The 25,096-nt window shown below is 48.3% G+C and carries 21 protein-coding genes and 2 pseudogenes; 7 read left to right on the top strand and 16 right to left on the bottom strand.

Annotated elements, in window-relative coordinates:
* Positions 1–14 precede the first annotated feature (14 nt).
* The gene (locus QH73_RS02375) at positions 15–749 is read left to right on the top strand and encodes a class I SAM-dependent methyltransferase (protein ID WP_039715077.1); all 735 of its coding nucleotides are present in this window, start codon (positions 15–17) and stop codon (positions 747–749) included.
* An 84-nt stretch (positions 750–833) separates the two neighbouring features.
* Here the strand turns inward: QH73_RS02375 and QH73_RS02370 are convergent, their stop codons facing one another.
* Positions 834–1,229 carry a metal-sensing transcriptional repressor gene (locus tag QH73_RS02370; protein WP_039715076.1) on the bottom strand — a complete coding sequence of 132 codons (396 nt, stop codon included), beginning with the start codon at positions 1,227–1,229 and terminating at the stop codon, positions 834–836.
* A gap of 248 nt (positions 1,230–1,477) precedes the next feature.
* On the opposite strand from QH73_RS02370, the gene QH73_RS02365 reads away from it, so the two are divergent.
* Positions 1,478–2,686 carry an HhoA/HhoB/HtrA family serine endopeptidase gene (locus QH73_RS02365; protein ID WP_039715075.1) on the top strand — a complete coding sequence of 403 codons (1,209 nt, stop codon included), beginning with the start codon at positions 1,478–1,480 and terminating at the stop codon, positions 2,684–2,686.
* 81 nt (positions 2,687–2,767) lie between these two features.
* Here QH73_RS02365 and QH73_RS02360 read toward each other — a convergent pair whose 3' ends face one another.
* The 6 genes from QH73_RS02360 to rpsT all read right to left on the bottom strand — a co-directional run bounded on the left by QH73_RS02360 (position 2,768) and on the right by rpsT (position 14,094).
* Positions 2,768–6,814, bottom strand: a complete 4,047-nt coding sequence (locus QH73_RS02360; protein ID WP_039715074.1) for a DNA-directed RNA polymerase subunit beta' — start codon at positions 6,812–6,814, stop codon at positions 2,768–2,770.
* A gap of 180 nt (positions 6,815–6,994) precedes the next feature.
* On the bottom strand, positions 6,995–8,872 hold the full coding sequence (locus tag QH73_RS02355; protein ID WP_039715073.1) for a DNA-directed RNA polymerase subunit gamma: 1,878 nt from the start codon (positions 8,870–8,872) through the stop codon (positions 6,995–6,997).
* 85 nt (positions 8,873–8,957) lie between these two features.
* Entirely contained in the window at positions 8,958–12,260 is a 3,303-nt protein-coding gene (gene rpoB, locus QH73_RS02350) for a DNA-directed RNA polymerase subunit beta (protein ID WP_039715072.1), read from the bottom strand.
* A gap of 222 nt (positions 12,261–12,482) precedes the next feature.
* A complete protein-coding gene (locus QH73_RS02345; RefSeq protein ID WP_132866498.1) occupies positions 12,483–12,680 on the bottom strand; it encodes a hypothetical protein in 198 nt (65 codons plus the stop codon).
* A 245-nt stretch (positions 12,681–12,925) separates the two neighbouring features.
* A complete protein-coding gene (locus tag QH73_RS02340; protein WP_039715071.1) occupies positions 12,926–13,711 on the bottom strand; it encodes a TatD family hydrolase in 786 nt (261 codons plus the stop codon).
* Positions 13,712–13,791: 80 nt separating this feature from the next.
* The gene (rpsT, locus tag QH73_RS02335; RefSeq protein WP_039715070.1) at positions 13,792–14,094 is read right to left on the bottom strand and encodes a 30S ribosomal protein S20; all 303 of its coding nucleotides are present in this window, start codon (positions 14,092–14,094) and stop codon (positions 13,792–13,794) included.
* 200 nt (positions 14,095–14,294) lie between these two features.
* Between rpsT and hisD the strand changes: the two genes are divergently transcribed.
* The 3 genes from hisD to truB all read left to right on the top strand — a co-directional run bounded on the left by hisD (position 14,295) and on the right by truB (position 17,180).
* On the top strand, positions 14,295–15,638 hold the full coding sequence (hisD, locus tag QH73_RS02330) for a histidinol dehydrogenase (protein ID WP_039715069.1): 1,344 nt from the start codon (positions 14,295–14,297) through the stop codon (positions 15,636–15,638).
* Positions 15,639–15,807: 169 nt separating this feature from the next.
* Complete coding sequence (locus QH73_RS02325) at positions 15,808–16,233, top strand: universal stress protein (protein ID WP_039717336.1); 426 nt, start codon at positions 15,808–15,810, stop codon at positions 16,231–16,233.
* A gap of 44 nt (positions 16,234–16,277) precedes the next feature.
* Positions 16,278–17,180, top strand: a complete 903-nt coding sequence (gene truB, locus QH73_RS02320) for a tRNA pseudouridine(55) synthase TruB (protein WP_039715068.1) — start codon at positions 16,278–16,280, stop codon at positions 17,178–17,180.
* 112 nt (positions 17,181–17,292) lie between these two features.
* Here truB and psbV2 read toward each other — a convergent pair whose 3' ends face one another.
* The 8 genes from psbV2 to leuB form a co-directional block, all read right to left on the bottom strand.
* Positions 17,293–17,781: a photosystem II cytochrome PsbV2 gene (gene psbV2 / locus QH73_RS02315; protein WP_052289969.1), complete on the bottom strand. Its 489-nt coding sequence runs from the start codon at positions 17,779–17,781 to the stop codon at positions 17,293–17,295.
* A gap of 60 nt (positions 17,782–17,841) precedes the next feature.
* Positions 17,842–18,333: a photosystem II cytochrome c-550 gene (gene psbV, locus QH73_RS02310; protein WP_039715067.1), complete on the bottom strand. Its 492-nt coding sequence runs from the start codon at positions 18,331–18,333 to the stop codon at positions 17,842–17,844.
* 66 nt (positions 18,334–18,399) lie between these two features.
* Positions 18,400–18,594: a translation initiation factor IF-2 gene (locus QH73_RS02305; RefSeq protein WP_039715066.1), complete on the bottom strand. Its 195-nt coding sequence runs from the start codon at positions 18,592–18,594 to the stop codon at positions 18,400–18,402.
* A gap of 323 nt (positions 18,595–18,917) precedes the next feature.
* Positions 18,918–19,868, bottom strand: a complete 951-nt coding sequence (gene accD, locus QH73_RS02300; RefSeq protein ID WP_039715065.1) for an acetyl-CoA carboxylase, carboxyltransferase subunit beta — start codon at positions 19,866–19,868, stop codon at positions 18,918–18,920.
* Between the two features lie 156 nt (positions 19,869–20,024).
* Positions 20,025–20,222 carry a putative signal transducing protein gene (locus QH73_RS02295; protein WP_039715064.1) on the bottom strand — a complete coding sequence of 66 codons (198 nt, stop codon included), beginning with the start codon at positions 20,220–20,222 and terminating at the stop codon, positions 20,025–20,027.
* A gap of 183 nt (positions 20,223–20,405) precedes the next feature.
* The gene (locus tag QH73_RS02290; RefSeq protein ID WP_039715063.1) at positions 20,406–21,224 is read right to left on the bottom strand and encodes a prepilin peptidase; all 819 of its coding nucleotides are present in this window, start codon (positions 21,222–21,224) and stop codon (positions 20,406–20,408) included.
* 93 nt (positions 21,225–21,317) lie between these two features.
* On the bottom strand, positions 21,318–21,581 hold the full coding sequence (locus QH73_RS02285) for a hypothetical protein (RefSeq protein WP_039715062.1): 264 nt from the start codon (positions 21,579–21,581) through the stop codon (positions 21,318–21,320).
* A gap of 181 nt (positions 21,582–21,762) precedes the next feature.
* Positions 21,763–22,854, bottom strand: coding sequence for a 3-isopropylmalate dehydrogenase (gene leuB, locus QH73_RS02280; RefSeq protein ID WP_039715061.1), 1,092 nt, complete (start codon positions 22,852–22,854; stop codon positions 21,763–21,765).
* A 458-nt stretch (positions 22,855–23,312) separates the two neighbouring features.
* Here leuB and QH73_RS27985 point away from each other — a divergent pair.
* Together QH73_RS27985 and QH73_RS02270 are read left to right on the top strand one after the other, a co-directional pair.
* Positions 23,313–23,920 (top strand): annotated as a pseudogene (locus tag QH73_RS27985) (IS1 family transposase); the annotation flags it as partial.
* 84 nt (positions 23,921–24,004) lie between these two features.
* Positions 24,005–24,295 carry a TroA family protein gene (locus QH73_RS02270; RefSeq protein ID WP_052289968.1) on the top strand — a complete coding sequence of 97 codons (291 nt, stop codon included), beginning with the start codon at positions 24,005–24,007 and terminating at the stop codon, positions 24,293–24,295.
* A gap of 118 nt (positions 24,296–24,413) precedes the next feature.
* Here QH73_RS02270 and QH73_RS29370 read toward each other — a convergent pair.
* A pseudogene (locus QH73_RS29370) lies at positions 24,414–24,993 on the bottom strand (DUF2887 domain-containing protein).
* Positions 24,994–25,096: the final 103 nt, after the last annotated feature.

Genomic DNA, 25,096 nt, shown 5'->3' with positions numbered 1-25,096 from the left:
GTTACCTTTCTACCATGTCTAAACAAAGCAGTAGTAATTCTAATTCGCCTAGTTTTCACGGCAGCAACATCTTTCAATCGCAAAATTGGGAGGAAACAGTCAAGCAAGTAGGATATCGGTTTAACCGACAGTATCAAGGTCAAGATTTGGCACTCCCGCCAGAAGTGCAGGCAATGCCAATATTTCATGAGTGGAAAACTGGTATCTTAGCTGGCAGACTGGCTTCTCCTTTTTGGGAGATGGCTCAACCACAGAAAAACCAAACTTGCCTAGATATTGGCTGCGGTGTTAGCTTTCTTATTTATCCTTGGACGGAATGGCAAGCATTTTTTTACGGTCAAGAAGTCAGTACAGTAGCACGGGATACCTTGAATGCTCGCAGTCCGCAGTTGAACTCAAAGTTATTTAAAGGTGTTGAATTAAGACCAGCCCACCAGTTAAACTACTCTCCAGCTCAATTTGACTTAGCGATCGCCACTGGATTTAGCTGCTATTTTCCCCGCGAGTACTGGAGTACTGTCATGGCAGAAGTCAAGCGAGTGCTGAAACCGAATGGTTTTTTTGTCTTCGACATCCTCAACCCCGAAACACCCCTAGCAGAAGATTGGGCAGTTTTAGAAACCTACCTGGGTGCAGAAGTGTTTCTGGAGCCTATATCTGAGTGGGAAAAAACGATAAAAGCTACTGGCGCTAAAATTGTGGCACGGCAAGCAGGAGAGTTATTTCAGTTGTATAAAGTCCGGTTTTAGTACGAGAAGTTAGAAGTCAAAAAATCTAAATCTACGAGCATTTAGCGCTGTGATTTGTTGGCAGTTTGTTTCTGCGATGCTGGACTAATGCAAAAATCGATCCAGAGCTTTTTTCAATTCATCGATCTCGTCTTCCAAATTTCCCACTTGAGCAGCTCTAGCAATACATTCAGTCAGATGCTCGTCTAAAATCATTCGAGCCACGCGATCGAGCGCTCCGCGCACGGCTGCAATCTGCGTCAAGACTTCAGGACAATCTCGGTTTTCTTGCACCATAGTTTTAATCCCGCGAATGTGCCCTTCAATGCGAGAAAGCCGATTGATCACGGCGCGTAGAGATTCTTCACTATGGACGTGAGCGTGAGCCGCTCCCTGCTCGTGAACGTGACCGTGGCTGAGGTCTAAGTCAGTAGATGGGGAGAGTATTTCAGTCTTAGCAATTGACGAGGAGCTTTTTGTCAGTTTATCTGTGCCGTTCATGCGCGATCGCACCCGCTAATAAAGTTAGTTCAAATTCTAGCCTAGAGCAATTGAGTCAGTTTCCGCTATCTGCTGCAAGCTTTGCCAAAATATTAGATATGACACCCTAAAAGGGTTGTTATTAGTTGTTGGTTGACAGTTGACAGTAAACGCGCTCCGCTACACGCCGTGAAGACGGTTGTTAGTTGCTGATAACTGATAACTGATAACTGATAACTGATAACTGTTCACTGAGTTCGATTGATTCTATGCGATTAGGAAAAATTATGCAGTATATGCGCCAACTCAGTTCTTATGTGTTGGCGATTGTTATAGGTGTATTTCTAAGCGGTTGTTTGCAGGTACTACCGTCACAAGCAGACCCAGTCCCTCAAGCAACGATTTCCCAAGTTCCCACACCACCAACCCCAACTCAAAAAGCTGCCATCCAGCCCAACAGCTTTGTGACTGCCGCAGTGAATCGCGTCGGACAAGCGGTGGTACGCATCGACACAGAACGCACGATTACGCGCCGCCTACCCGATCCTTTTTCAGACGACCCATTTTTCCGCCGTTTTTTTGGCGAAAACTTTCCCCAACAATTGCCACCCGAACGTTTACAAGGATTGGGTTCTGGGTTCATTGTCGATTCTAGCGGCGAGATTTTAACCAATGCCCACGTTGTCGCTCAAGCCGATAAGGTGACGGTAACTTTAAAAGATGGGCGTGTTTTGGAAGGTCAGGTGCAAGGTGTAGATGAAGTTACCGATTTGGCAGCAATTAAAGTCAACGGCAAAAATTTGCCCGTAGCACCCTTGGGAGACTCTTCTAGCGTCCAGGTTGGAGACTGGGCGATCGCCGTGGGAAATCCTTTGGGATTAGATAACACCGTCACCCTTGGTATTGTCAGCACTCTCAAGCGTTCTAGCGCTCAAGTTGGCATTCCCGACAAGCGGCTAGATTTCATTCAAACCGATGCGGCGATCAATCCTGGTAATTCTGGAGGTCCGCTATTGAACGATCGCGGCGAAGTGATTGGCATCAACACGGCGATTCGCGCTGACGGGATGGGAATTGGTTTTGCAATTCCCATTGACAAAGCTAAAGCGATTAAAGATCGGTTAATTCGAGGTGAGAAAGTTGCCCACCCATATATTGGGGTACAAATGGAAACCCTTACCCCCTCGTTGGCAAGACAAAATAACAGCGATCCTAATTCGACGATTCAAATTCCCGAAGTGAATGGCGTATTGGTAGTGCGAGTTTTACCCAACTCGCCTGCTGCTGCTGCTGGATTGCGTCGGGGAGATGTCATCGTCCAAGTAGACGGGCAGACGATTACGAAAGCCGAACAGCTACAAAGTTTAGTTGAGGATACTCAAGTCGGGCAGGCGATTCAAGTCAAAGTCCGGCGGGGCGATCGAACTCAACAACTTTCCGTCCGCACGGGCGAGTTGCAAAGCGCTTCGCTCAAATAAGAGATTTTGTTTATCGAGAGGCGAAATTTTGCCTCTTGGCAGAAAACAGAAAGGGTGGGCAATGCCCACCCTATTTTTTAGTTAGATATCGTCGTCGTCGAAGTCGTCATCGTCATCATCGTCATCATCGTCATCATCCATGTCGCCAGCCGAAGAGTCGTCGATCATCAGATCGTCATCTTCATCCAGGATGGCAGAGTTGCGATCGAAACCGAAGCTATCTCCCATGCCTTCTAGGTTGTAAGCGCGAGCCGTGCGATCGTCGAGGACGACATCCATGGCATCGTCACCATCATCAAAGACGCTAGTTGACATGGTGTCGAAATCGTCAGTACTGGTCGTACTGACTTCTTCGTAGGTGTTAAAACCAGTTCCTGCTGGAATCAAGCGTCCGATAATCACGTTTTCTTTCAGACCCCGCAACCAATCAGATTTACCTTCGATCGCTGCTTCAGTCAGTACCCGCGTCGTTTCTTGGAACGAAGCTGCTGAGATGAAGCTATCTGTATTCAGCGATGCCTTGGTAATACCCAAGAGCATCGGCGTATACTGTGCTTTCGCCCCACCAGTGATGCTCATCGCTTCGTTGACCTGCTCGACTTGCCGCAGTTCGATCAACTCCCCTGGCAACATGGTCGTGTCGCCACCATCGTCGATCCGCACCTTGGAAGTCATCTGACGCACGATCACTTCGATGTGCTTGTCAGAAATATCAATGCCTTGAGACTGGTAGACGGACTGAACTTCATTCACTAGAAATGTCTGGACTCGCTGTAAAGCTTCCAGCGCACTAGCATAGACACCCTCGGCAGCATTGCGATTGTAGAAAATCTCCAGAATTTCATGGGGATTTGCTGGACCGTCGGTCAGTGGTGTACCTAACTCTATGTGCGCTCCATCAGAGACAATGGCATTTTGCCCAGGTCCAATTGGATACTCGGTAAGATTGCCAGAATCTTCAATCACCTTAATGGCAACAGTTTCATCCTCAATCCGATTGTATTCCACCGTACCGCCAGCACGGGCAAGGATACACGCTTCTTTTGGTTTGCGTGCTTCCAGTAGTTCCTCAATTCTGGGTAAACCCTGAATGATGTCTCCGGTTTTTGCCCGTTCAAAGACCAGTAACACTAAGTTATCGCCCCGTTGAACCAGTTCGCCGTCTTCGACTTGCAATACCGCACCGTTACTGACGCGATAAGGGCGACCTGTGCGTACAACCACTTCATAAGCGTTGCTAACCAACGCTCCATCACCTGGTTGTTCCTGCTCTTTTTTATCTCCCGTTGCCTTCTTAATTTCCAGTACTTGCCCGGATTCAGCCACAACTGCTCCCGGAGCGATTTCCATACCTGCTACAACCAAGTCACCAATTTTGACTTGAGGACGTTCTTTGGTTGGAATGGATAGGCGATCGCTTTCTCGCAACACCAGTATGCGGCGAATGGCTTCTGCACCTTCGCGAATACCGCGAATTTCTCCGGCTTCTTTGCACTGAATTGCCGTCCGTGCCACGACTGCACCAGGAGGAATGTTCTGCCCGTCTTCTACGAGTAATGTGGTCGAAGTACTGCCTTGGGTAGCATCAGCGGCTACGTCGCGGCGGATTGTTAAAGACTCCAAAATTACCAACTGCAAGCGCTGGAGTTCGGGATCTTCTGCATCGGGAATCAATTCGATATCTGCCACCATTGGCGAACTACCGTGTTCTCCGCTCGTGTCTTGCTCGATTTCCAAGACCAATTGCGTCCGCAGCAGTTCTACTCCTTCAATCGACTTCACCCGCTCGGAATCTTTAAAAGCAATACGCTGCATCGATCTCAACTCAATCCGGCGACCCGATTGATTAACGGATTGCGTGCTGGGTACGGGTGGAACATCTGGTACGGCATATTCGATCGCGGGACGTAGCAGTAAGGCTGGACCTTCGGGCGATTCGACATACTCGATATAACGCAGTTCGGATAGGGTATGTCCTGGGACGATTTCTTCTCCAGGCTGACCTAAAGTTCCGTCTCTGCCGAGTGCTGCTTCTGGGTCGTCTAACATCAGCAATTCCCCTGGCTTCACCACCAGTTCGCGCAAAATGTCATTCTTCTGAGTCACGGTGACAACGCCGCTATTCTGGCAGAAGATATCCTTCACGACTTCCGTACCCGCTTCGACATACGTGCCGTCCTCGACGATCAGCAGGGAGATATCCTTATTGACTTCGTGAGATTCTTCAGGAATCCACAACAAGGTTCCACCCTTGACGACTTCGTAACCTTGCTTTGCCTTACCTTTTTTCCCGATTTCTACACCAGCAAATTTCACAATTCCACCAGTAGCAGTGCGGTAGCGATCGTCAATTAGCTCTGCAACAACTTGACCGTTTTGCACTTTTGTGCCTGGAGTCGCTAAGAGCGAAAATTGTTGACCGTTACTTGTTTCGATCGTGTAATGCTCGCGACCTTGGAAGCTTTCCGATCGCACGGTAGCCGTATCGAGAACCACAGAGGCAGTAATGATTTCAATTTCTCGCTGCCGCGCCCCATCAGCAGCTTGGGGTAAGCGGACGACACCCCCATGCACGCTGGTCAGTTTCATCTGCGCCAAGACGCTATTCGCTTCGACGCGATCGCCGTTGTTAACGCTTGGTTCTGCACCTGGGGGCAAGTTGTAAACTTCTCCCGACAAGATCCAGATCAAGCCGCCTCTAGATGCAGTCGTCGTCGTGTTACCTTGACGGTCGGTCTTTTCCTCGGCGACGACATCCGCAAATTTGACTTCTCCTGCCAAGTCCGAAGCTACATCTTTCGTAACTTTTTCCGTATTCACTCTGGTGGTACGGTTGCCAACGGGGACTTCAGCGATTAGTTGCCCGGTTGTCACTGTCTGACCGTCATTGACATAGACGATCGAACCTTGGTTGACGGGAATAGTCACTTTGCTACCATTGGCAAGCTCCAAAGTCAGCGCTCCGTTGTTTTCCGCCATCAGCGCGTCTTCCCCGTGGCGGGTTCTAAACGGACGATTGCGGAGATTGCGCGGCATCCGAATCGTGCCGTCTTGTTCTGCCCGTGCTTGTCGCGCCACTTCTCCGGTAAATACGCCGCCCGTGTGGAAGGTACGCATGGTTAGCTGCGTGCCTGGTTCGCCAATACTTTGAGCGGCAATGATCCCCACCGCTTCACCCAAATCTACCATCTTGGCGTGTGCCAAACTCCAGCCATAACAGTGCTGGCAGACCGATCGCGCTGCTTCGCAGGTGAGGGGCGATCGTACCATCACTTCTTCAACGCCTGCTTTGTCTACTGCCTGCGCCAATTCATCATAAATGGGCTGGTTTCTCTGCACCAAAACTTCTTTCGTTTTTGGGTGGATTACGTCAACTGCCGCGACTCGACCTAGCAAGCGATTGCCGATCGGAATCAAAGTGCGATCGCCATCCATCATCGGGCGCACGGGAATGGCGCGGGTCGTACCGCAGTCAAATTCCCGCACGATCACGTCTTGGGATACGTCTACCAAGCGTCGTGTTAAATAACCGGAGTCTGCCGTGCGCAGCGCCGTATCTACCAGACCTTTTCTTGCCCCGTAGGACGAGATAATGTATTCGGTAACGGTCAGCCCTTCGCGGAAATTCGTTTTAATTGGCAAGTCAATAATTTCCCCTTGAGGGTCTGCCATCAACCCACGCATTCCGACTAACTGCCGCACCTGGGCGATCGAACCCCGCGCCCCAGAAATAGACATCATGTGTACCGAGTTCAGCGGATTCGTCCGCTCGAAGTGACTCATCACTTCATCTTTGAGGGCTTCGCTAGTACTGTTCCAAGTGTCGATCACTTTTTGGAAACGCTCGACCTCAGTGATTTCTCCCCGTTGGTAACGCGCTTCCGTAGCTCTAATTTCGGCTTCGGCAGCTTCCAAGAGCGATCGCTTAGAAGGCGGAACCATCAAATCGTCAACGCTAATTGAGATCCCTGCTTTCGTCGCGTAGCGAAATCCTAAATCTTTCAGCTTATCTGCCATAACTGCCGTGCGAGCAGTGCCGTAAGTCGTGAACGACCAAGCAATTAGATTTCTCAGCTGGCTTTTACCAACTACGCGGTTGCGAAAAATAAATTCCTTACCGTCTGCCATGTTTTTAGTAAGTAATGAGTAGTGAGTAGTGCGTGGCGCGTGATGAGTGGGGAATCGTAGGGACGGGTTTTTTGAAGATACCTGTTCTGGAATAAATCCTTCTGCGGTTAAACCCGCCCTTACAGGGGGAGTGAGTTAATTGCGAATTTTGCATTTTTCCTAGTCCCCAGCCCCTAATCCCTAGCTGACAATCGAGTCTTGAATTGCTTTGTTGTAAATAATCCGACCAGGAGTTGTCAGGATGAACTGCGACAGCAAATTACCGCTACTATCCTCTCGGACTCGTCGTTCGCGAAAGTGTTTAGTTACAGTGCCATCGCCCTGCTGTTCTACTTTTAAGGGCTCGCTGTCTGGCTTCGCCGTCTCTACTTTGCCGTCGTAGCGTACCCAAACTTTAGCGTGTAGGTCTACTCGCTCTTGCTCGTAAGCTACGATCGCGTCATCGAGCGATGCAAAGTGACTGCCAGCACCACGATTGTTGTTGGGATTTTCGGCAGTTAAGTAATAACAGCCCAAAACCATATCTTGGCTGGGAGTAATAATCGGTCTACCTGTTGCTGGAGACAGAATATTGTTAGAAGCTAGCATCAACAATCTTGCTTCTGACTGCGATTCCAGGGACAGAGGCACGTGAACCGCCATCTGGTCGCCATCAAAGTCAGCGTTGAACGCCGGACAGACCAAAGGATGGAGCTGAATGGCACGACCTTCTACCAAAATTGGCTCGAAAGATTGAATCCCCAAGCGGTGGAGTGTTGGAGCGCGGTTGAGCAGGACTGGGTGTCCTTCAATCACCTCTTCTAGAACGTCCCACACGCTAGGGTCATTGCGCTGAATTAATTTTTTCGCAGCTTTAATATTGTTGACAATTCCACCGCGAATCAGACGGTGGATTACGAAGGGCTGGAACAGCTCGATCGCCATTTCCCGTGGCAAACCGCACTGGTGAATTTTGAGTTTCGGTCCGACAACAATCACCGAGCGTCCCGAATAGTCCACCCGTTTTCCGAGCAAGTTTTGCCGAAAGCGACCTTGTTTCCCTTCGATAATATCTGACAAGGATTTCAACGGACGGTTGTTTGCGCCTACCACCGTGCGTCCCCGCCGACCGTTATCGATCAGAGCATCGACAGCTTCTTGCAGCATCCGCTTTTCGTTACGGACGATGATTTCAGGAGCCAAAATCTCTTGCAAGCGCGCCAGACGGTTGTTCCGGTTGATCACGCGACGATACAGGTCGTTTAAGTCAGACGTAGCAAATCGTCCGCCATCAAGCTGCACCATCGGGCGTAGGTCGGGAGGAATTACCGGAATGTAACTCATCACCATCCACTCTGGTTTCGAGCCAGTGGCGATAAAGTTGTCAATCACCCGCAGCCGTTTGATTAGTTTTGCCCGTTTCTGTCCTTTTGCCGTACCAATTTCTTGCCGCAGCGTTTCTGCTTCTGGTTCCAGTTTGATATCCGAGAGCAAATTCGCTAATGCCTCAGCCCCAATCCCTACTTCTATACCTTCTAGGGTAGAGTCTTCGCTGTAAAGTTGGTCTTCAATCTCAATCCACTGGTCTTCGCTGAGCAGTTGTTTATAAGTTAGGGTCTCAGCATTACCTGGCTTGAGGACGACATAAGCGTTAAAGTAAACGATTTGCTCGACATCCCGTAAGGGCATATCTAGCAAAATTGAAATGTAACTGGGAATGCCCTTGAGATACCAAACGTGGGCAACTGGAGCCGCGAGTTTAATAAATCCCATCCGGTGGCGGCGAACGCGAGATTCGGTGACTTCTACACCGCAACGCTCGCAAACGATCCCCCGATGGCGGACGCGCTTGTACTTACCGCAGTGACACTCCCAATCTTTCGCCGGACCGAAGATCCGCTCGCAGAATAGCCCATCCATTTCTGGCTTGAGCGTTCTATAGTTAATTGTTTCTGGCTTTGTCACCTCACCCACCAACTGACCGTTAGGCAAGGTTCTTTCTCCCCAGACCCGAATTCGGTCGGGCGAGGCGATCGCAATTTTTACGTAGTCGAACTGATTTGATAATCCTGGTCTCATATTTGAGGGGTAAGGGAGTAGGGAGTAGGGAGTAGGGAGTAGGGAGTAAAGAGTAGGAACACCACTCATCACTCACCACTCACCACTAAATTTCTTCTTCTTCCAACGATTCGCGACTGAGGGATTCGTAGGTGGGACGGGAAGGAGTGCGACGACCAGCCGGGTCTGCCATCAGATCCACCTCGACATCAGAGGTACTACCGTCAGTTTGAGTTTCTACCTTATGCACGGCAATATCTAGCCCCAAAGACTGCAACTCTCGCATCAATACCTTGAAAGACTCGGGCGTGCCAGGTCGGGGGATAGCCTTGCCTTTGACGATCGCGTTTAAGGCTTCGTTCCGTCCTTGCATGTCGTCGGATTTCACCGTTAGTAGTTCTTGCAGGGTATAGGCAGCGCCGAAAGCTTCCAGCGCCCACACTTCCATTTCGCCAAATCGCTGACCGCCTTGCTGTGCTTTGCCACCCAAGGGTTGTTGCGTCACCAAGGAGTAAGGACCAGTAGAGCGGGCGTGAATCTTGTCGTCTACCAAATGCACCAGCTTCAGCATATAAGCCATGCCAATCGTGATCGGGCGATCGAAGGGTTCTCCAGTTCTGCCGTCGAAGACTTGGATTTTCCCAGGATTCTCTGGGTCGTACATCCAATCTTGAGCTGTATCTTCTCTGGCTTGCATCAATTTGCCGTGGACGATCGAGCGAGAAGCTTCTTCGCCAAACATTTCATCGAACGGAGTCAGCTTAAACCGCGAACCCAAGTTAGCCCCTGCCCATCCCAAGAGGCACTCAAACACTTGTCCCACGTTCATCCGGGAGGGTACGCCCAAGGGGTTCAATACGATATCTACAGGTCTGCCATCGGGCAAGTAGGGCATATCTTCTAGGGGCAAAATGCGGGAAATAATCCCCTTGTTGCCGTGTCGCCCTGCCATTTTGTCCCCAACTTGGATCTTGCGCTTTTGAGCGACATAAACGCGCACGACCATGTTAGCGCCAGGGGGTAATTCGTCGCCCTGTTCGCGGGTAAATACGCGCACATCTACCACGCGCCCTTTTTCGCCGTTGGGTACGCGCAGGGAGTTATCGCGCACGTCCCGTGCCTTTTCACCGAAAATTGCCCGGAGCAACTTTTCTTCTGGCGGCTGATCGGATTCGCCTTTGGGCGTGACCTTGCCAACTAAGATGTCGCCCGATTCTACCCACGCACCAATGCGAATAATTCCCTGTTCGTCCAACTGTCGCAGGGCATCTTCCCCGACGTTAGGAATTTCCCGGGTAATTTCTTCGGGTCCGAGTTTGGTTTGTCTTGCCTCAATTTCATACTTTTCGACGTGAATTGAAGTATACAAGTCTTCTTGTACCAATCGTTCCGAGATCAAAATTGCGTCTTCGTAGTTGTAGCCTTCCCAAGGCATGTAGGCAACGAGAATGTTTTGTCCCAGAGCAATTTCACCGCCTTCGGTCGAGGAGCCATCAGCAATCACCTGTCCGGCAGCAACGCGATCGCCTTTACGGACGAGCGGGCGCTGGTTGAGGCAAGTGTCCTGGTTGGAGCGCTGGTATTTGGACATCTGGTATTCAATTTCGCTGCCATTGGCAGCGCGGACGCGAATACGGGTGGCATCGATATAACTGACTTCACCATCGGTACGGCTGACGATTACCATCCCAGAATCTCGTGCTGCTTGTGCTTCTAGCCCCGTCCCCACTAAGGGTCGCTCCGGCTTGAGCAAGGGGACGGCTTGCCGTTGCATGTTGGAACCCATCAGGGCGCGGTTAGCATCGTCGTGTTCCAAGAACGGGATCAAGCTGGTGGCGACAGAGACGATCTGGACTGGTGTTACCTGCACGTAGTCCACTTGGTCGGGGGTGGTGGTGGTAAAGTCTTGGCGATAGCGCACGGGGACTTGAGCGCCCAGCAGATTGCCATGTTCGTCGATCGGTACATCTCCAGGTGCGACGCGGAAATCGTCTTCCTCGTCGGCTGTCATGTAAATGGGAGCGCCATCGTACAAGACTCGCCCGTTTTTCACTTCGCGGTAAGGCGTTTCTAAAAAGCCGTATTGGTTAACTCTGGCGTGAGTTGCCAAAGAACCAATCAGACCCGCATTGGGACCTTCTGGAGTCTCAATCGGGCAGATCCGCCCGTAGTGAGAGGGGTGAATGTCTCGGACGGCAAAACCTGCCCGTTCTCGCGTCAATCCGCCAGGACCCAGGGCTGAGAGGCGGCGCTTGTGGGTCAATTCTGCTAAGGGGTTGGTCTGATCCATAAACTGCGACAGTTGGCTGGAGCCAAAAAACTCTTTAATCGCAGCGACTAGGGGTTTGGGGTTGACTAATGAAGTCGGGCTGAGGTTATCTGTATCCGAGACGGTCATTCGTTCGCGGATAATCCGTTCTAAGCGGTTTAAGCCGACGCGGACTTGGTTTTGCAGCAACTCGCCGACGCTTCTGACTCGTCTGTTGCCCAAGTGATCGATATCGTCGGTGCTACCCATGTCGAACTCTAAGTTGATCAGGTAGTCGATCGCCGCCAAAATATCTGTTGGTGTCAGTACCCGCGTCGTATCGGGGATCGATAAGCGCAGCTTTTTATTCAGTTTGTACCGTCCGACGCGCCCTAAATCGTAACGTTTGGGATCGAAAAAGCGCGAGTCGAGCAGCTGTTGACCGCCCAATACCGTTGGTGGTTCGCCGGGACGCAGCTTTTTGTACAATTCCATCAGGGCTTCTTCTTCGGAAAACTGCCCTTCTTTTTCGATCGTTTTTTGGAAATATTCTGGGTGACGCAGGGCATCAAAAATTTCATTGTCTGTCAGAGCAAGTGCCTTCAACAGAATTTGCGCCGACAGTTTGCGAGTTTTGTCGATCCGTACCCAAACTAAATCGTTCCGATCGGTTTCAAATTTCAGCCACGCGCCTCGGTTAGGAATCAAACTGGCGCTGTAGGTACGACGACCGTTTTTATCGATTTCCGATTTGTAGTAAACTCCAGGCGATCGCACGATTTGATTGACGATCACCCGTTCTGCACCGTTAATAATAAACGTACCGCGATCGGTCATGAGGGGCAGGTCGCCGATAAAAACCTCTTGCTCCTTAATCTCGCCTGTCTCTTTATTGATCAGGCGTGTCGGTACGTACATCTGTACGGCATAGGTAGCATCGCGACGCTTGGCTTCGTCTACATCGTATTTCGGCTGTTTGAGTTTATAATTTTGACCTAGTAAGTGCAGTTCTAATTTGCCCGTGTAGTCGGTAATTGGCGAGAAGCTGTTGAGTTCTTCAATTAAGCCTTCTTCTAAAAACCACCGAAAACTAGCTTTTTGAATTTCGATTAAATCGGGCAGCAAGTAGGAGGTAGATTCTTTAGATATCTCTGTAGTCATGCGTCTTGAAGCTCGCTAGTGAAAGTGTTTGGCGGATCGTCTCGAATTCGGAATTGTGAATTCGGAATTCGGAATTGTTATCTCACCCACGCTGTTTCCTCGACTGGGTGTAATCCCAAGACTGGAATGGAGTTATGAATGCGGGGGAGGGATTGTCGATGCTATGCATCTTCTGGTTTTCCGTGAATGAATCTAGAGGCTTGTACCGTATACCATATAGTTCTAAATTCCGAATTCTTTATACTCAGCCGTATTTCTAAACTGTTCTCGATCCATCAAGTCAAGCAGACAACAGCTAAACGATCGCCGTTGACGGAATTTCCCGTTGAGGCGATCGCGTAAGCAAAAATCAAAATTGTTCTGAGTCAGGAAACCAAATACTTGACAGTTACAAGAAAAAAGCAGTCTATTCTGGCTCATTAGATCGTAGGGACGGCAGATTCCGGTTGCTACAGCGAAAGAATAATTCCTCTTATTTTCTCACCTATGTTTTGTCAAGGGGTAAGAGCAAAAATTTACGTTGAAGCGGCGTAATGATGTATCTTCCCAACTTTTGTGCGGTGGGCTAAAAAATTGTTTCATACATGCTCCTTAACCATTATGGCGTTTTTCATATACCTATGACAGCAGGTGTAGCGAATCCGAGCGTTGCTCTCATCGCTAATTCACGCCGACAAACCGAATAGTTGACAAGCATTAGCGGTTGTTTGAGCTGCAATCTCTTCTAGTTCAACCCCGCGCAGGTGAGCCAGAGACTCGGCGACATGCCGCACGAAAGCCGGTTCGTTGCGCCGCTCTTTTCGCTTGGGAACGGGAGCCAAAAACGGACAGTCAGTTTCAATCAACAGGCGATCGCTGCTTACCATCTGTGCTGCTGTTTGAACGGTACGAGCATTCTTAAACGTGACAATGCCGCTGAAACTTACATAAAACCCCAAATCTAGAAACCAGCCAGTTTCCTCTGGAGTTCCGCTCCAGCAATGCATCACCCCGCGAATTTTCTCCCCGTGACGCTGCTTCATCAACTGTAATATCTCTCTAACTTGTGCGGCTGCTTCCCGACAATGGATAATAACAGGTAAGTTCAGGGTGGCTGCGATCTCCAATTGCGCTTCAAATACTTCTCGCTGTTGCTCTTGGTTTTCTGCTTTATAGAAATCCAGTCCCATCTCGCCGATTGCCACGACTCGATCGTCACTACGTGCCAAGGACAAAATTTCTGTTGACATACTCTCCGTCCATTTGTGGGCATCTAGTGGATGTAACCCGACGGCAAAGCTGACTTCAGGAAACTGCTGCGCGATCGCTTGAATGCTGGCAAATTCTGCTGGCTCGACACAGGAATGAACCAAGTGTACGACTCCTGCTGCTTGCCATCGCGATCGCACGGCTGTCAAATCCGGTTCAAACACGTCGAAGTTGAGATGTACGTGAGAGTCGATCAATTGCATTTTTAACTAGGGAGTAGGGAGTAGGGAGTAGGGAGTAGGGGAAGAGTAACTAATAACCTCTTGCCTCTTGCCTCTCGCCTTTATCCTTCAGCCTTAGCCATTTCATACTGTTTCAATCGTTTTGCCAAACGGGATTTTTTTCTGGCTCCATTATTACGATGGAGTACGCCCCGCTTTACGGCTCGGTCAATTTTGCTGTATGCTGCCGACATCCGTTCTTTGACTTCTTGCTTCAGCTCTGGAGTAGGATTGGCGGCGTAAGCTTCCAGAGTACTGAAATACTTTTTCATCAGCGTTTTGACTGCTGAGCTATATGCTTTATTCCGCAGCCGATTACGCTCGGCAATTTGAACGCGCTTGATAGCAGACTTTGTATTAGCCACAGTTAAGTTAGGGAAAATCGTAAATTAGACAAAATCCTAGATGTACTAATATAGCACCTAGATTGACAAGATTGCGATTCTACTAAAAATCCAGGTTAAGCTAGAGAAGCAAGAACAAATAAACCATAATCGCCGTCAGGCGGATTATAGTATAGTTTTGTTCCCCAGCAGGCAATTCCTAGATTAGCATCCCGAACTCCATGCTGCGAATCATCACTCAGCAGGCTGAGGTAAGAGCCGAACTCCAGCGGATCTGCGATCGCACCCACGACGAACAAGTGGCTCATAAGGAAGCGACGGTTCGGGAGGTGCTTCAGACCGTGAAGCGCCAAGGAGACCGCGCCTTAATTCACTACACTGAAGAATTTGACCAACAAACGCTGAAACCAGAAGACCTGCGCGTGAGCGGCTCGGAACTGGATGCAGCTTACCAACAGGTTTCTAAAGAGCTACTCAGCGCCATCCAGCTCGCCTGTCGGCGCATCGAGGCATTTCACCGCCAGCGCGTCCCTAAATCTTGGGTACATTTTGACGAAGACGGGGTGGTATTGGGTAAGCGTTACACTCCAGTGGATAGCGCAGGACTATACGTCCCTGGGGGGCGGGCTGCCTATCCCAGTACGGTGTTGATGAACGCAATTCCAGCAAAAGTAGCTGGGGTGAAGCGCTGCGTCATCGTCACCCCGCCAGGGATGGGAAAAACAATGAATCCAGCGGTACTAGTGGCGGCTCAGGAAGCAGGAATTGAAGAAATTTATCGCGTCGGGGGAGCGCAAGCGATCGCAGCTTTGGCATACGGTACGGAAACACTGCCGAAAGTCGATGTGATTACGGGACCTGGTAATATTTACGTGACGCTAGCGAAAAAACTCGTCTACGGCACGGTGGGAATCGATTCTTTAGCCGGACCTTCAGAAGTCCTGATTATTGCCGACGAACAGGCTAACCCCGTCCACGTTGCTGCCGACTTGTTAGCCCAAGCAGAACACGACCCAATGGCTGCGGCAATATTGTTAACGACAGATGCGAGTTTGGCTAAGCAAGTTCAAACAGAAGTCGAGCGCCAGTTAGTCAATCACCCGCGCCGGACGCTGACGGAAAAAGCGATCGCCCACTATGGTTCGATCGCAGTCGTGGACTCGCTCAATACTGCTGCTCAACTATCGAACGAGTTTGCCCCCGAACACCTAGAATTAGAAGTAGCCGATCCTTGGGCGCTGTTAGAGCAGATCCGCCATGCAGGAGCGATTTTCTTGGGCAATTCTACCCCAGAAGCTGTAGGAGACTACTTAGCCGGTCCCAACCACACGTTACCTACTTCTGGTGCTGCTCGTTATGCTTCCGCTTTGGGGGTAGAAACTTTCCTCAAACACTCTAGTGTGATTCAATACACGCCGGAAGCACTCCAAACAGTTGCAGGGGCAATCGATACCCTCGCAACAACCGAAGGACTGCCTTCTCACGCTGACTCTGTGCGGTTGCGAATGCAAGATTTGCAGGCGGGAGATTGGCAAATCGGAACTGGTGAAAAGGATGGACAGTAAACAGTTATCAGTTATCAGTTATCAGTTATCAGTTGTTAACGACCAACCAATCGCTACAAATGACAAATGACAAATGACGAATGACAAACTAGTGACCAGTGACCGCGCACCACAATTTACTGATAACTGATAACTAACAACTGGTAACTGTAATAAGGGAGGTTTGGCGGTGCTAAAGACGATTTTAGTGGCTCTTGACGGTTCGGAAATTCAGGAACGAGTGATTCAGAGTTTGGAAGAACTGCAACTCCAGCCGACGACAAAGGTAGTTCTCGCGCATGTCGTCCCTGCGGTCGAGTTAAGTCAAGAAGTTGTCAGCGATCGCCCCCAAGCCGTAGAAGGATTGCCTTATTTACAAGTAGAAAAGCAACTGCAATCTTACCAAGCCAAATTATCTGGAGAAAGCGTCATCGAGATCGTCACGGGCGATCCGGCTGAAGAAATTATTCGGTTAGCAAATATTTATCAAGCTGACCTAATTGCGATCGGTAGTCGTGGTTTGACTGGGGTAAAACGAATCATTCAAGGTTCTGTCAGCAGTCAAGTTGTTGAAAATGCTCCTTGTTCTGTAATGGTAGTGAAGCCTGCTAGGTAAGAGCAGTCGTAAGTCGTAAGTCACTAATAACTGACAACTAATTCGTGCAAGGATTTATTAATTTAAACAAACCATTAGGATGGACTTCTCATGACTGCGTGGCGCGGGTAAGAAGATTGTTGCGCACGTCGCGGGTAGGGCATGGAGGTACGCTAGACCCTGCGGCTAGTGGCGTTTTGCCGATCGCGGTTGGCAAAGCTACGCGGTTATTACAGTTTTTGCCTCAAGATAAAGCTTATCGAGCTACAATTCAATTTGGCATCGCAACCACGACGGATGACTTAGAAGGAGAGATCCTGAGTTCTAAGCCAGCAACAGATCTAAGCCTAGAGCAAATCGTTCCAAGATTAAAACAATTTCAAGGCAAGCTCGTCCAAGTACCACCCAAATACAGCGCCATCCAGGTGCAGGGAAAGCGATTGTATGACCTGGCACGCGCAGGAGAGAAAGTAGACGTGCCAGAGCGCACGGTAGAGGTAGATAAGATTGAAATTTTAGACTGGCAAGCGGGAGATTTTCCCAAATTGGAAGTGGCGATCGCCTGTGGTGCGGGAACGTATATTCGGGCGATCGCGCGGGACTTAGGTGCGGTGTTAGGAACTGGTGGGACGCTAGCAGCATTAACTCGTACTCGTAGTAGCGGTTTTGAAATTGCTGCCAGTCTCAGTTTAGATGAATTAGCCACACAGCTAGAGCAAGGCATATTCGAGCCTATTCCTCCTGCTATGGCTTTACAGCATCTTCCTAGCGTTAATTTATCAGAGCCAGTGGCGCGTAAGTGGTGTTTGGGTCAAAAAATTCCCTACCCAGAAATTCCTGTCACCACGACAAACGATACTTTTTTAAGAGTTGAAGATGAGGGCGATCGCTTTTTGGGGATCGGGCGTTTAGCTCAAACAGATGATGTATGTTTGTTAGCTCCCCAAATAGTTTTTGTTGGCTCGTAGTCGGTTTTCAACAATAAGGGGCATTGCACCGCTACTACAAAGCGGACACAACACCCCTTATACTGCCTATGTTTAAATTTTTCCTGTCTTCTGTCTCCTGACTTCTACAAAATTAGAAGGTTTCTGTACCCCAGCCAGGAGCTTTTTTGGCTGCTGTCAAAATAAAAGCTGCTAGATTTTCCACTTGTGCTTGTGTCAACCAGCTTTCAGGGACTTCGCGACACCAGTAAGTTTCCTCGCTGCCGTCGTAAGTCATTGGTTTACGCATGTAAGCAACTAAACCGTTAATATTGTCCCGCGATGGCATAGCTCCTTTCAGCTTTTCCAGAGAGAGTGAAACTTCTGGAAAAGATATGGTGCTACCACCGACATGACAAGTCTGGCAGCTTTGTGAAAAAGACTGCTTCCCTTGGGATATTTCTTCTGGTGAAAACGAACGAGTCTCGCGATCGCTCACTTCCAAATCGATTGGCTCAGTGACATGTAAATACCGAGCCACGTAGGAGTCAATCGCAGCTTGAGCAGGAGTACTTGGCAGCAGTAGCACTCCCAGGCAAACTATGAGAGAAAAAAACAGACAGCCAAACAATCTATTGGTCATTAGTCATTAGTCATTGGTCATTGGTCATCAGTCATTGGTAAAAAACTAAGGACTAATGACTTAATAATATATTTTGCCGCCTCCCCACTTGTCACCCAAAATCTTTGGTTGAAGCAGAACATGTCCGGCGATCGCTGTTAAGTCCTCATCCCGTAGATTTCTCATCGCCGGGTAAATATCCGCACTCTTGATACTGGGATGGATTTCGGCGATTTCCTCCTCTCCGTCATAGGTAGTAGGATTTTTCATATAATCCACCAACCCTTCAATGTTGTTGCGGGATGGCGAAGCTCCGGCTAGAGCTTCAGGGTCTAATCCGACGTTTTGGTTGGTTTTGGTCACACCGCCAACGTGACACTGAGCGCAGGCATAGTTAAATAGACGTTTGCCTTCCTGCACCTGTTTGAGGCTGAGTACCGTAGTGTCGCCTTTGTCATTCAGTGGCACTGTACGGATAGCTTCGCTCATCTCAACTGCGGCGGCGCTGCCAACAACTAGCCCAAATGCTAGCATCACAGTCGCCATTACTAGCCCGATTAATCTTTTGAACATGGTTCTCCTAAAATTTGGACGCTCAACACAGCACTTGTTCCGGTTTGCTCAATCTCTAGTTCGATTTCACTGACGATCGCTAGTCTCACTTTGCCTTTGAGACAAAATTTGACTGATAATTGCCTTGGCATCTTCTAAAGCTAGACGGGTCTGAGGATTTTTATAAGCTATTCCCAAGCGATCGCACAAAACCATGACCTCCGCTGCGGGAAGGTTATAGTCTGCTGCGATTTCTGCAATGGACAAATCGGCAAAACCCATAATGAACGATTGTTTAGAAACAATTAGAGATTGAGACAGACGCTCTAATTATGTATGAATACCATGTCACTGCACAATTTGTTTCCTAAACCTTGAAGAGATAGGAGGGGCGAGGAGAGAGGAGTGAGGAGCGAGGGACGAAGGAAAGGGCTAGTTTATGAATTTTATGTAAAAAATTGTAAACTTACTGGGTTGCAGTATACACTCATGCCACGTTCAGTATGGCAACGATTGGTATTGAAAAGATAGAGAGGAGCGATTTCCCCTGCCCTCACTCCTCGCTCCACTCTCTGAGAAGCCGCTGTCGCGTCTACGCTCCTATTTCAGCCAGAAATACTCGAACTAAGAGCTATGCCTTCTATATGTACCAGATTTGGAGCAGTAGTAAGTGGTTGATGTAGGGCGATCAACTGAGCCAAAGTTTTCTTAAGTTGGGTACGAGGGACGATCGCATCGACAAAACCGTGTTCTAGTACGTCTTCAGCGGTTTGGAAATTATCTGGGAGTTTTTGGCGCAGGGTTTGCTCGATCACCCGTCGTCCGGCAAAACCGATTGTTGCTTTTGGTTCTGCCAAGATGATGTCGCCTAACATAGCAAAACTCGCTGTGACACCGCCAGTTGTTGGATTGGTTAACACTGGAATATATAGCAATTGGTCAGCGCGATGGCGTTCTAAAGCGGCGGAAATTTTTGCCATTTGCATCAAGCTGAGCATTGCCTCTTGCATTCTCGCACCACCAGAGGCACAGACAATGACTACAGGATATCGCTTCTGGGTTGCTTGTTCGATCAAACGGGTGAGCTTTTCACCTACCACCGAACCCATACTACCGCCGAGAAAGCGAAAATCCATCACGCCAAGGGCTGCTGGTAAACCGTCAATTTGACCGAAACCTGTTTGCACGGCATCATTTAAACCAGTTTTTTCTTGATATTCCCGCAAGCGATCGCTATAGGCTTTGCGATCGCGAAATTGTAGTGGATCGGCGGGACGCAAATTCTCATCAATCGGTTTCCAGGTATTGGCATCGATCAACTGGCGGATACGTTCGTTGCTATCTACCCGCATATGATGCCCGCATTCCAAACAAACCATTTGATTTGCCATCAAATCCTTGTTGTAAGCCAGAACCCCGCATTCAGGGCATTTATTCCACAATCCATCAGCAATGTCACGCTCGTGGCGTTCTTGACTAATAGAACCAGATTTGCGGCGATTGGCAAACCAGTCAAGTAAAGACATTAAACCGCGAGATTCGTCGTTAGTAGCCATGTTTATCTCGATCTTCTACCAGTTAGGAAATTTGTAAACAGCGTTTATGCCCTACACTTCTAGTTTCTGTAACTTCGCTACCTTATTTTGGTTACTTTAGTTACTCTCGTGTTATTAAACTTAAGCTTAGATATTCTGACATTTTTTAGTGCTGATTTACTCCTCTTCAATTGGACTCAACAGCAGTAAGGCAGTCCACCGATCCTTTGCGTATACCTGCAAAGCGGCGGGACTGCCTGCACCAAAATAGCTCGTACTACCCAAATCTAATATCCGCGTCGGAATGCCATGCGCCTCTAGGATTTGTTGCATTAGCTCCGCTTCCCAACGCCAGCTCGTAGTTCTTAGCGTCATCCAGTTCACAAGATTATGTTACCAGAATCAGGAGCGAGGAGCGAGGAGTGAGTGGTGGGTGGCGTGGGCAGTGTGGGGAGTGTGGGAGCTGAGGGAGAGTCGCGGAGAAAGAAATTTAAAATCTTTACACCCCACACCCCATTCTTCACTGATAACTGGTCACTGATAACTGGTCACTGCTCCCTACATAGTAGGAAACATCAACCGCAAGTAAGTCGCAAGAATGGCTTCACCAGCAAACACGGTGATGACTGCGCCGAGGGCGAGAAAGGGACCGAAGGGCATTGGTTGGCGGCGATGGAGTATACCAAGGGCGATCGCACCTCCGCCGACAAATGCACCCAAAGCACAAGCCAGAAAACCCGATAAGAGTAAATATTTCCAGCCCAACCAAGCACCCATCATGGCGGCTAATTTCGCATCTCCTCCACCCATTGCGGTTTGTCCGAGACAGATGGAACTCACGATGATAATGGCATCAAATAACCAAATTCCTAATACAGCTCCAATCGCACCAGCCATGAATTGATGAATTGCTCCTGCCCAAGTACCTTGAACTAAATAACCCATAGCTAGTTGAAATACCAAACCCAAAACTAATCCCGATTGTGTTAGGGGGTTGGGCAATGTCATCGTATCTAGATCGATCAGCGATAGTGCCAGCAACCAACTTGCAAAAGCCCAATAACCGAGGGTTTGAGCTGAAATATCAAAAGTCCAAAAAATTGATAAAAATAGCAGTCCCGTGACTGCTTCAATAATTGGATAGCGAATGGAAATTGGATTTCTACAGTACTTACAGCGCCCTTGCAGTAACAACCACCCTAGCACTGGTAAATTTTCTTTTCCTAGCCGATGCAAGCAATGAGGGCAGCGAGAAGGCGGATAGAGAACGGATAACCCTGCTGGTACGCGATAAACTACAACATTGATGAAGCTACCAATAGACGCTCCAAGAGCAAAAACTATAACTGCAACTGGTATGGCAAGGAGAGTGTCCATTTATGAGGGGTAAGGAATCGGGGGTAAGGGGTAAGAGTGCAGTAAGTTCTGACTTACGACTTACAACTTACGACTTACGACTTACGACTTAACTTATGGGTTTTCTGCTTCGATTTGGGCGATGGGGATGAAGCGTTCTTGGGGTAACAGGATCGGTTGAGTAGAAAAGAGAACTTTACCCTGATAAGTTAATTGATTGACAACAACTCCTGATGGGCGCTTGGCATTTGAGACGTGAGTTTCGCAGTAGTCGCGGTAAATTTGACGAGCTACTTTCAAGATTGTAGGGTCGATCAACACAGGGTAATTTAGGGGATGAGAGGGGTCTTCAGTTCTCCGCGATCCAGCATATACCACAAAATTGCTCCATCTCTATCTAAAATTATTCTTAAGTTATAGCTGGTGCATCTAGGTTTGTCACCCTTTCAGTTGTCGGTTGTCAGTTATCAGGGCGCGAGGTATATGGTAATGATATGTAAAGAATTTTGTAAGGTGAATTTTTATTACAAACTACCAACTACCAACTACCAACTACCTCTCATCCTCTAGTTAATTCTTCGCTCAGTGCTTTACCCATTGCCCGACAGCCCAGTAAATTCATACCAGGGGATATGATATCGCCCGTGCGATCGCCTCTGTCTAAAACTCTTAATACCGCTTGCTCGATACGATCGGCTGCCTCTGGTTGGTTTAAGCCGTAGCGTAACATCATAGCAGCACTGAGAACTTGTGCTAGAGGATTTGCTTTGTCTTGTCCGGCAATGTCGGGGGCGGAACCGTGGACGGGTTCGTAAACTCCTGCACCACTAGCACCTAGACTAGCGGAGGGTAACATCCCGATACTACCTGTCAGCATAGCTGCTTCGTCTGAGAGAATATCACCGAAAAGGTTGCCTGTAACTATTGTGTCGAATTGTTTCGGGTTACGAACTAGCTGCATGGCGGCGTTATCGACATACATGTGGGTGAGTTCGACATCGGGATATTCTGAGGCAAGGGCGGTGATGCGATCGCGCCACAGTTGAGAGACCTCTAACACGTTCGCCTTATCCACAGAACAGAGTTTGTTCCTACGCTTTTGGGCTGTTTCAAATGCGACTCGTCCGATGCGATCGATTTCTGACTCGGCGTAAGCCATCGTGTTGACTCCTCGCTTTTCTCCCGTTTCACTGGAAAAAATGCCCTTGGGTTGTCCGAAATAAATTCCCCCTGTCAGTTCTCGTACCACCATAATATCTACACCCTCAACGACTTCTCGCTTCAGGGAAGAGGCATCAATGAGTTGCGGCAGAATCTTGGCGGGGCGCAAATTGGCAAATAGACCTAAACCCGCCCGCAGTCCTAATAACCCTGTTTCGGGGCGCTGGTGGCGCGGTAAGTTATCCCATTTGTAACCACCGATCGCCGCTAATAATACCGCATCGCTGCTACGACAAATTTCCAATGTTTTCTCTGGTAGGGGTTCGCCTGTAGCATCAATAGCTGCACCACCAATTAAGGCTTCCTGAAATGCAAAGCCGATATTGAGTTGTTCTCCCACCAGTTTCAGCACCTCTACCGCTACTTGGATGATTTCGGGACCAATGCCATCTCCAGGTAAAAGCGCGATTCGGTATTGCTGCTGTGACATATTGGATGATTTGGATAAAGACTTGTCGGGTTAACTATCTTAGCAGGGAAACGGAGCGTGAATTCGAGATTATTTCCCGATCTAGTTGCTATCCCAGCTTGCTAAATAATAAAGTTTCTTATTAAGAAAGATCCGTTATTGATTTGCTAACATCACTCGCTCAAGCAATATAATGACCTTCACTATTTCACTGCAAGCATGGGAAGATCTACAACAGGATGTAAATGAAATAAACCAAACTACTCAACGCGATCCGCTCGACCCGTTAGATATTACCTGGCAAATTCCCAAAGTCGTTGGGCATGGATGTATGAGATGGATCGAGCTACGTGAAGGATTAGTGTTAGAAATTACAAATTTTCGCCTGTGCGATCGCCTAGTCATAGATTGCCCCGAACACCCAAGCTGGTTAAAATTTCATTTTCATCTCTCTGGACAGCATGAGGATAAGCTAACAATTAATAGACAGATTGTTGTTGGAGCGCCGGAGCGCTGGCTGGAATTGCTCGTGCCACCCAAGTTTCTGAACAATGGCTACAAACCTACGTAAACGAGAAATACGCTCAGGTGCCTCGGCAAGTGCAGGTGACACCCAAAAAAAGGGGAAGCTAACCATTCAATGCGATGAGCTATGGTCATTTGTGGACAACAAAGGCAATCAGCAATGGGTTTGGTTAGCACTTAATGCAGACACCCGTGAGAGAGTTGGCGGAAGAATTATTCTTACCGCCAATCTCTCGTGAGATTGTTGGTGTTTATATTGGCGCACGCGACAAAACCGCAGCACGCAAATTGTGAGAATCCTTACCTGCTGTTGATCGCCAATGCGCGATTGCCTATACTGACTTCTGGGCAGCCTACGCCTCTGTTCTACCCTCAAAGCGTCATCGAGCTGTGGGCAAGGAAACGGGTAAGACTAGCTATGTTGAACGATTCAATAACACTTTGCGCTCCTCGAGTCTCTCGGTTAGTGCGAAAAACCTTGTGGTTCTCGAAGTCGGTAGAGAATCATATTGGCGCAATTTGGTACTTTATTCATGCCTACAATAAATCATTACTTCTGTAGGACTACCAGTCATTTCATGCATCATTCATATACGTTGGTAGTGGACTATATCTTGCTCTCAAAGATTCTTTTGCTGGTGCAATATTGAACGATCTTGAATTGTTGTCGGATAAATTATCTAATCAGCTAACATTACCAATTTCTGAAGAAAGTTTAGCCGAAATTGATAGCGATCTCTTGTTTATTGGAATATACAGAAAAAACGATCGCTCTACTTTTGAGTACCTTCAACGCAAACCTCTATGGTCAAAGATTGAAGCTGTGCAACGCAATCAAGTATATTTTGTTGATTTCCATACTTGGTATGGCTTTGATTTTCTGTCAGCTCATGCGGTATTGAATGATATTGAGAAGTCCCTAGTCAAGACACCCTAAACACATTCTATTCGTCTATTAATTTTGTTACTTTTCTCAGTTCGGTTGCGTCAATTCTATTCACATCAAAATTGTGGCAGTTAAGAACTTTTGCATTGCAATTTTGCCAGCCACTAGATTAATTTGTTCTTGCCTCCAACCAAGCCTGTAAATCGGTCACGCTGGTAAATCTAACAAAGCTTCGCTCAAATCTTCCAGAACAGGTAATGGTAAACTAGAAACCTACCGACGCATTTCCTCAGAAATTTCTCCAAACCATTTAGTTAACTGTCGAACAACGAGATTAACTGTTGCTTCTTCCTTGATTTCTCGATATACTCGCGTTTGTTTTAATGTTATCCCTAGCATGGCTTCTACCTCTGTTCGGCTTAATCGTTCAAATCTATAAACCATGATTGCCGTCACCAACTATATTATGGCGCGGCTTAATAGTTGAGATTTCTGTTGGCGCGTTAGCGAAGCTTACCGAAGGTATCGCTCAAGTAAATATCTTGCGTCCTCTACTCGCAGAAATACACCACTCCAGTAGCTTCATTTCCTAGTAGTAAAAATACATCGTTAATTTCAAACTTGGGTTCTTTGACTGCGACTGAATCAAATCGATAATTTCCGTCATTAAATGGAGGATTTGTCAATAGTTCAAATACTAAATTTGGAGATTGTTGAAATAGTTGGTAAAAGATTGAGTCTCGCCGCATGAAAATAGCAATCTCACAACCAACAACTGTCAACTGTCTTCACGTAGCTTGCTTCCCCGAAGGGGTAGTGTAGCGTTTACTGTCAACTGTCAACCGCAATCGG

Origin of the sequence: Scytonema millei VB511283 (genome assembly GCF_000817735.3) — a bacterium.
Taxonomy (GTDB): Bacteria; Cyanobacteriota; Cyanobacteriia; order Cyanobacteriales; family Chroococcidiopsidaceae; genus Chroococcidiopsis; species Chroococcidiopsis millei_B.
Note: the sequence above shows the minus strand (reverse complement) of the source record. Positions and strands in the feature narration are given on the sequence as shown.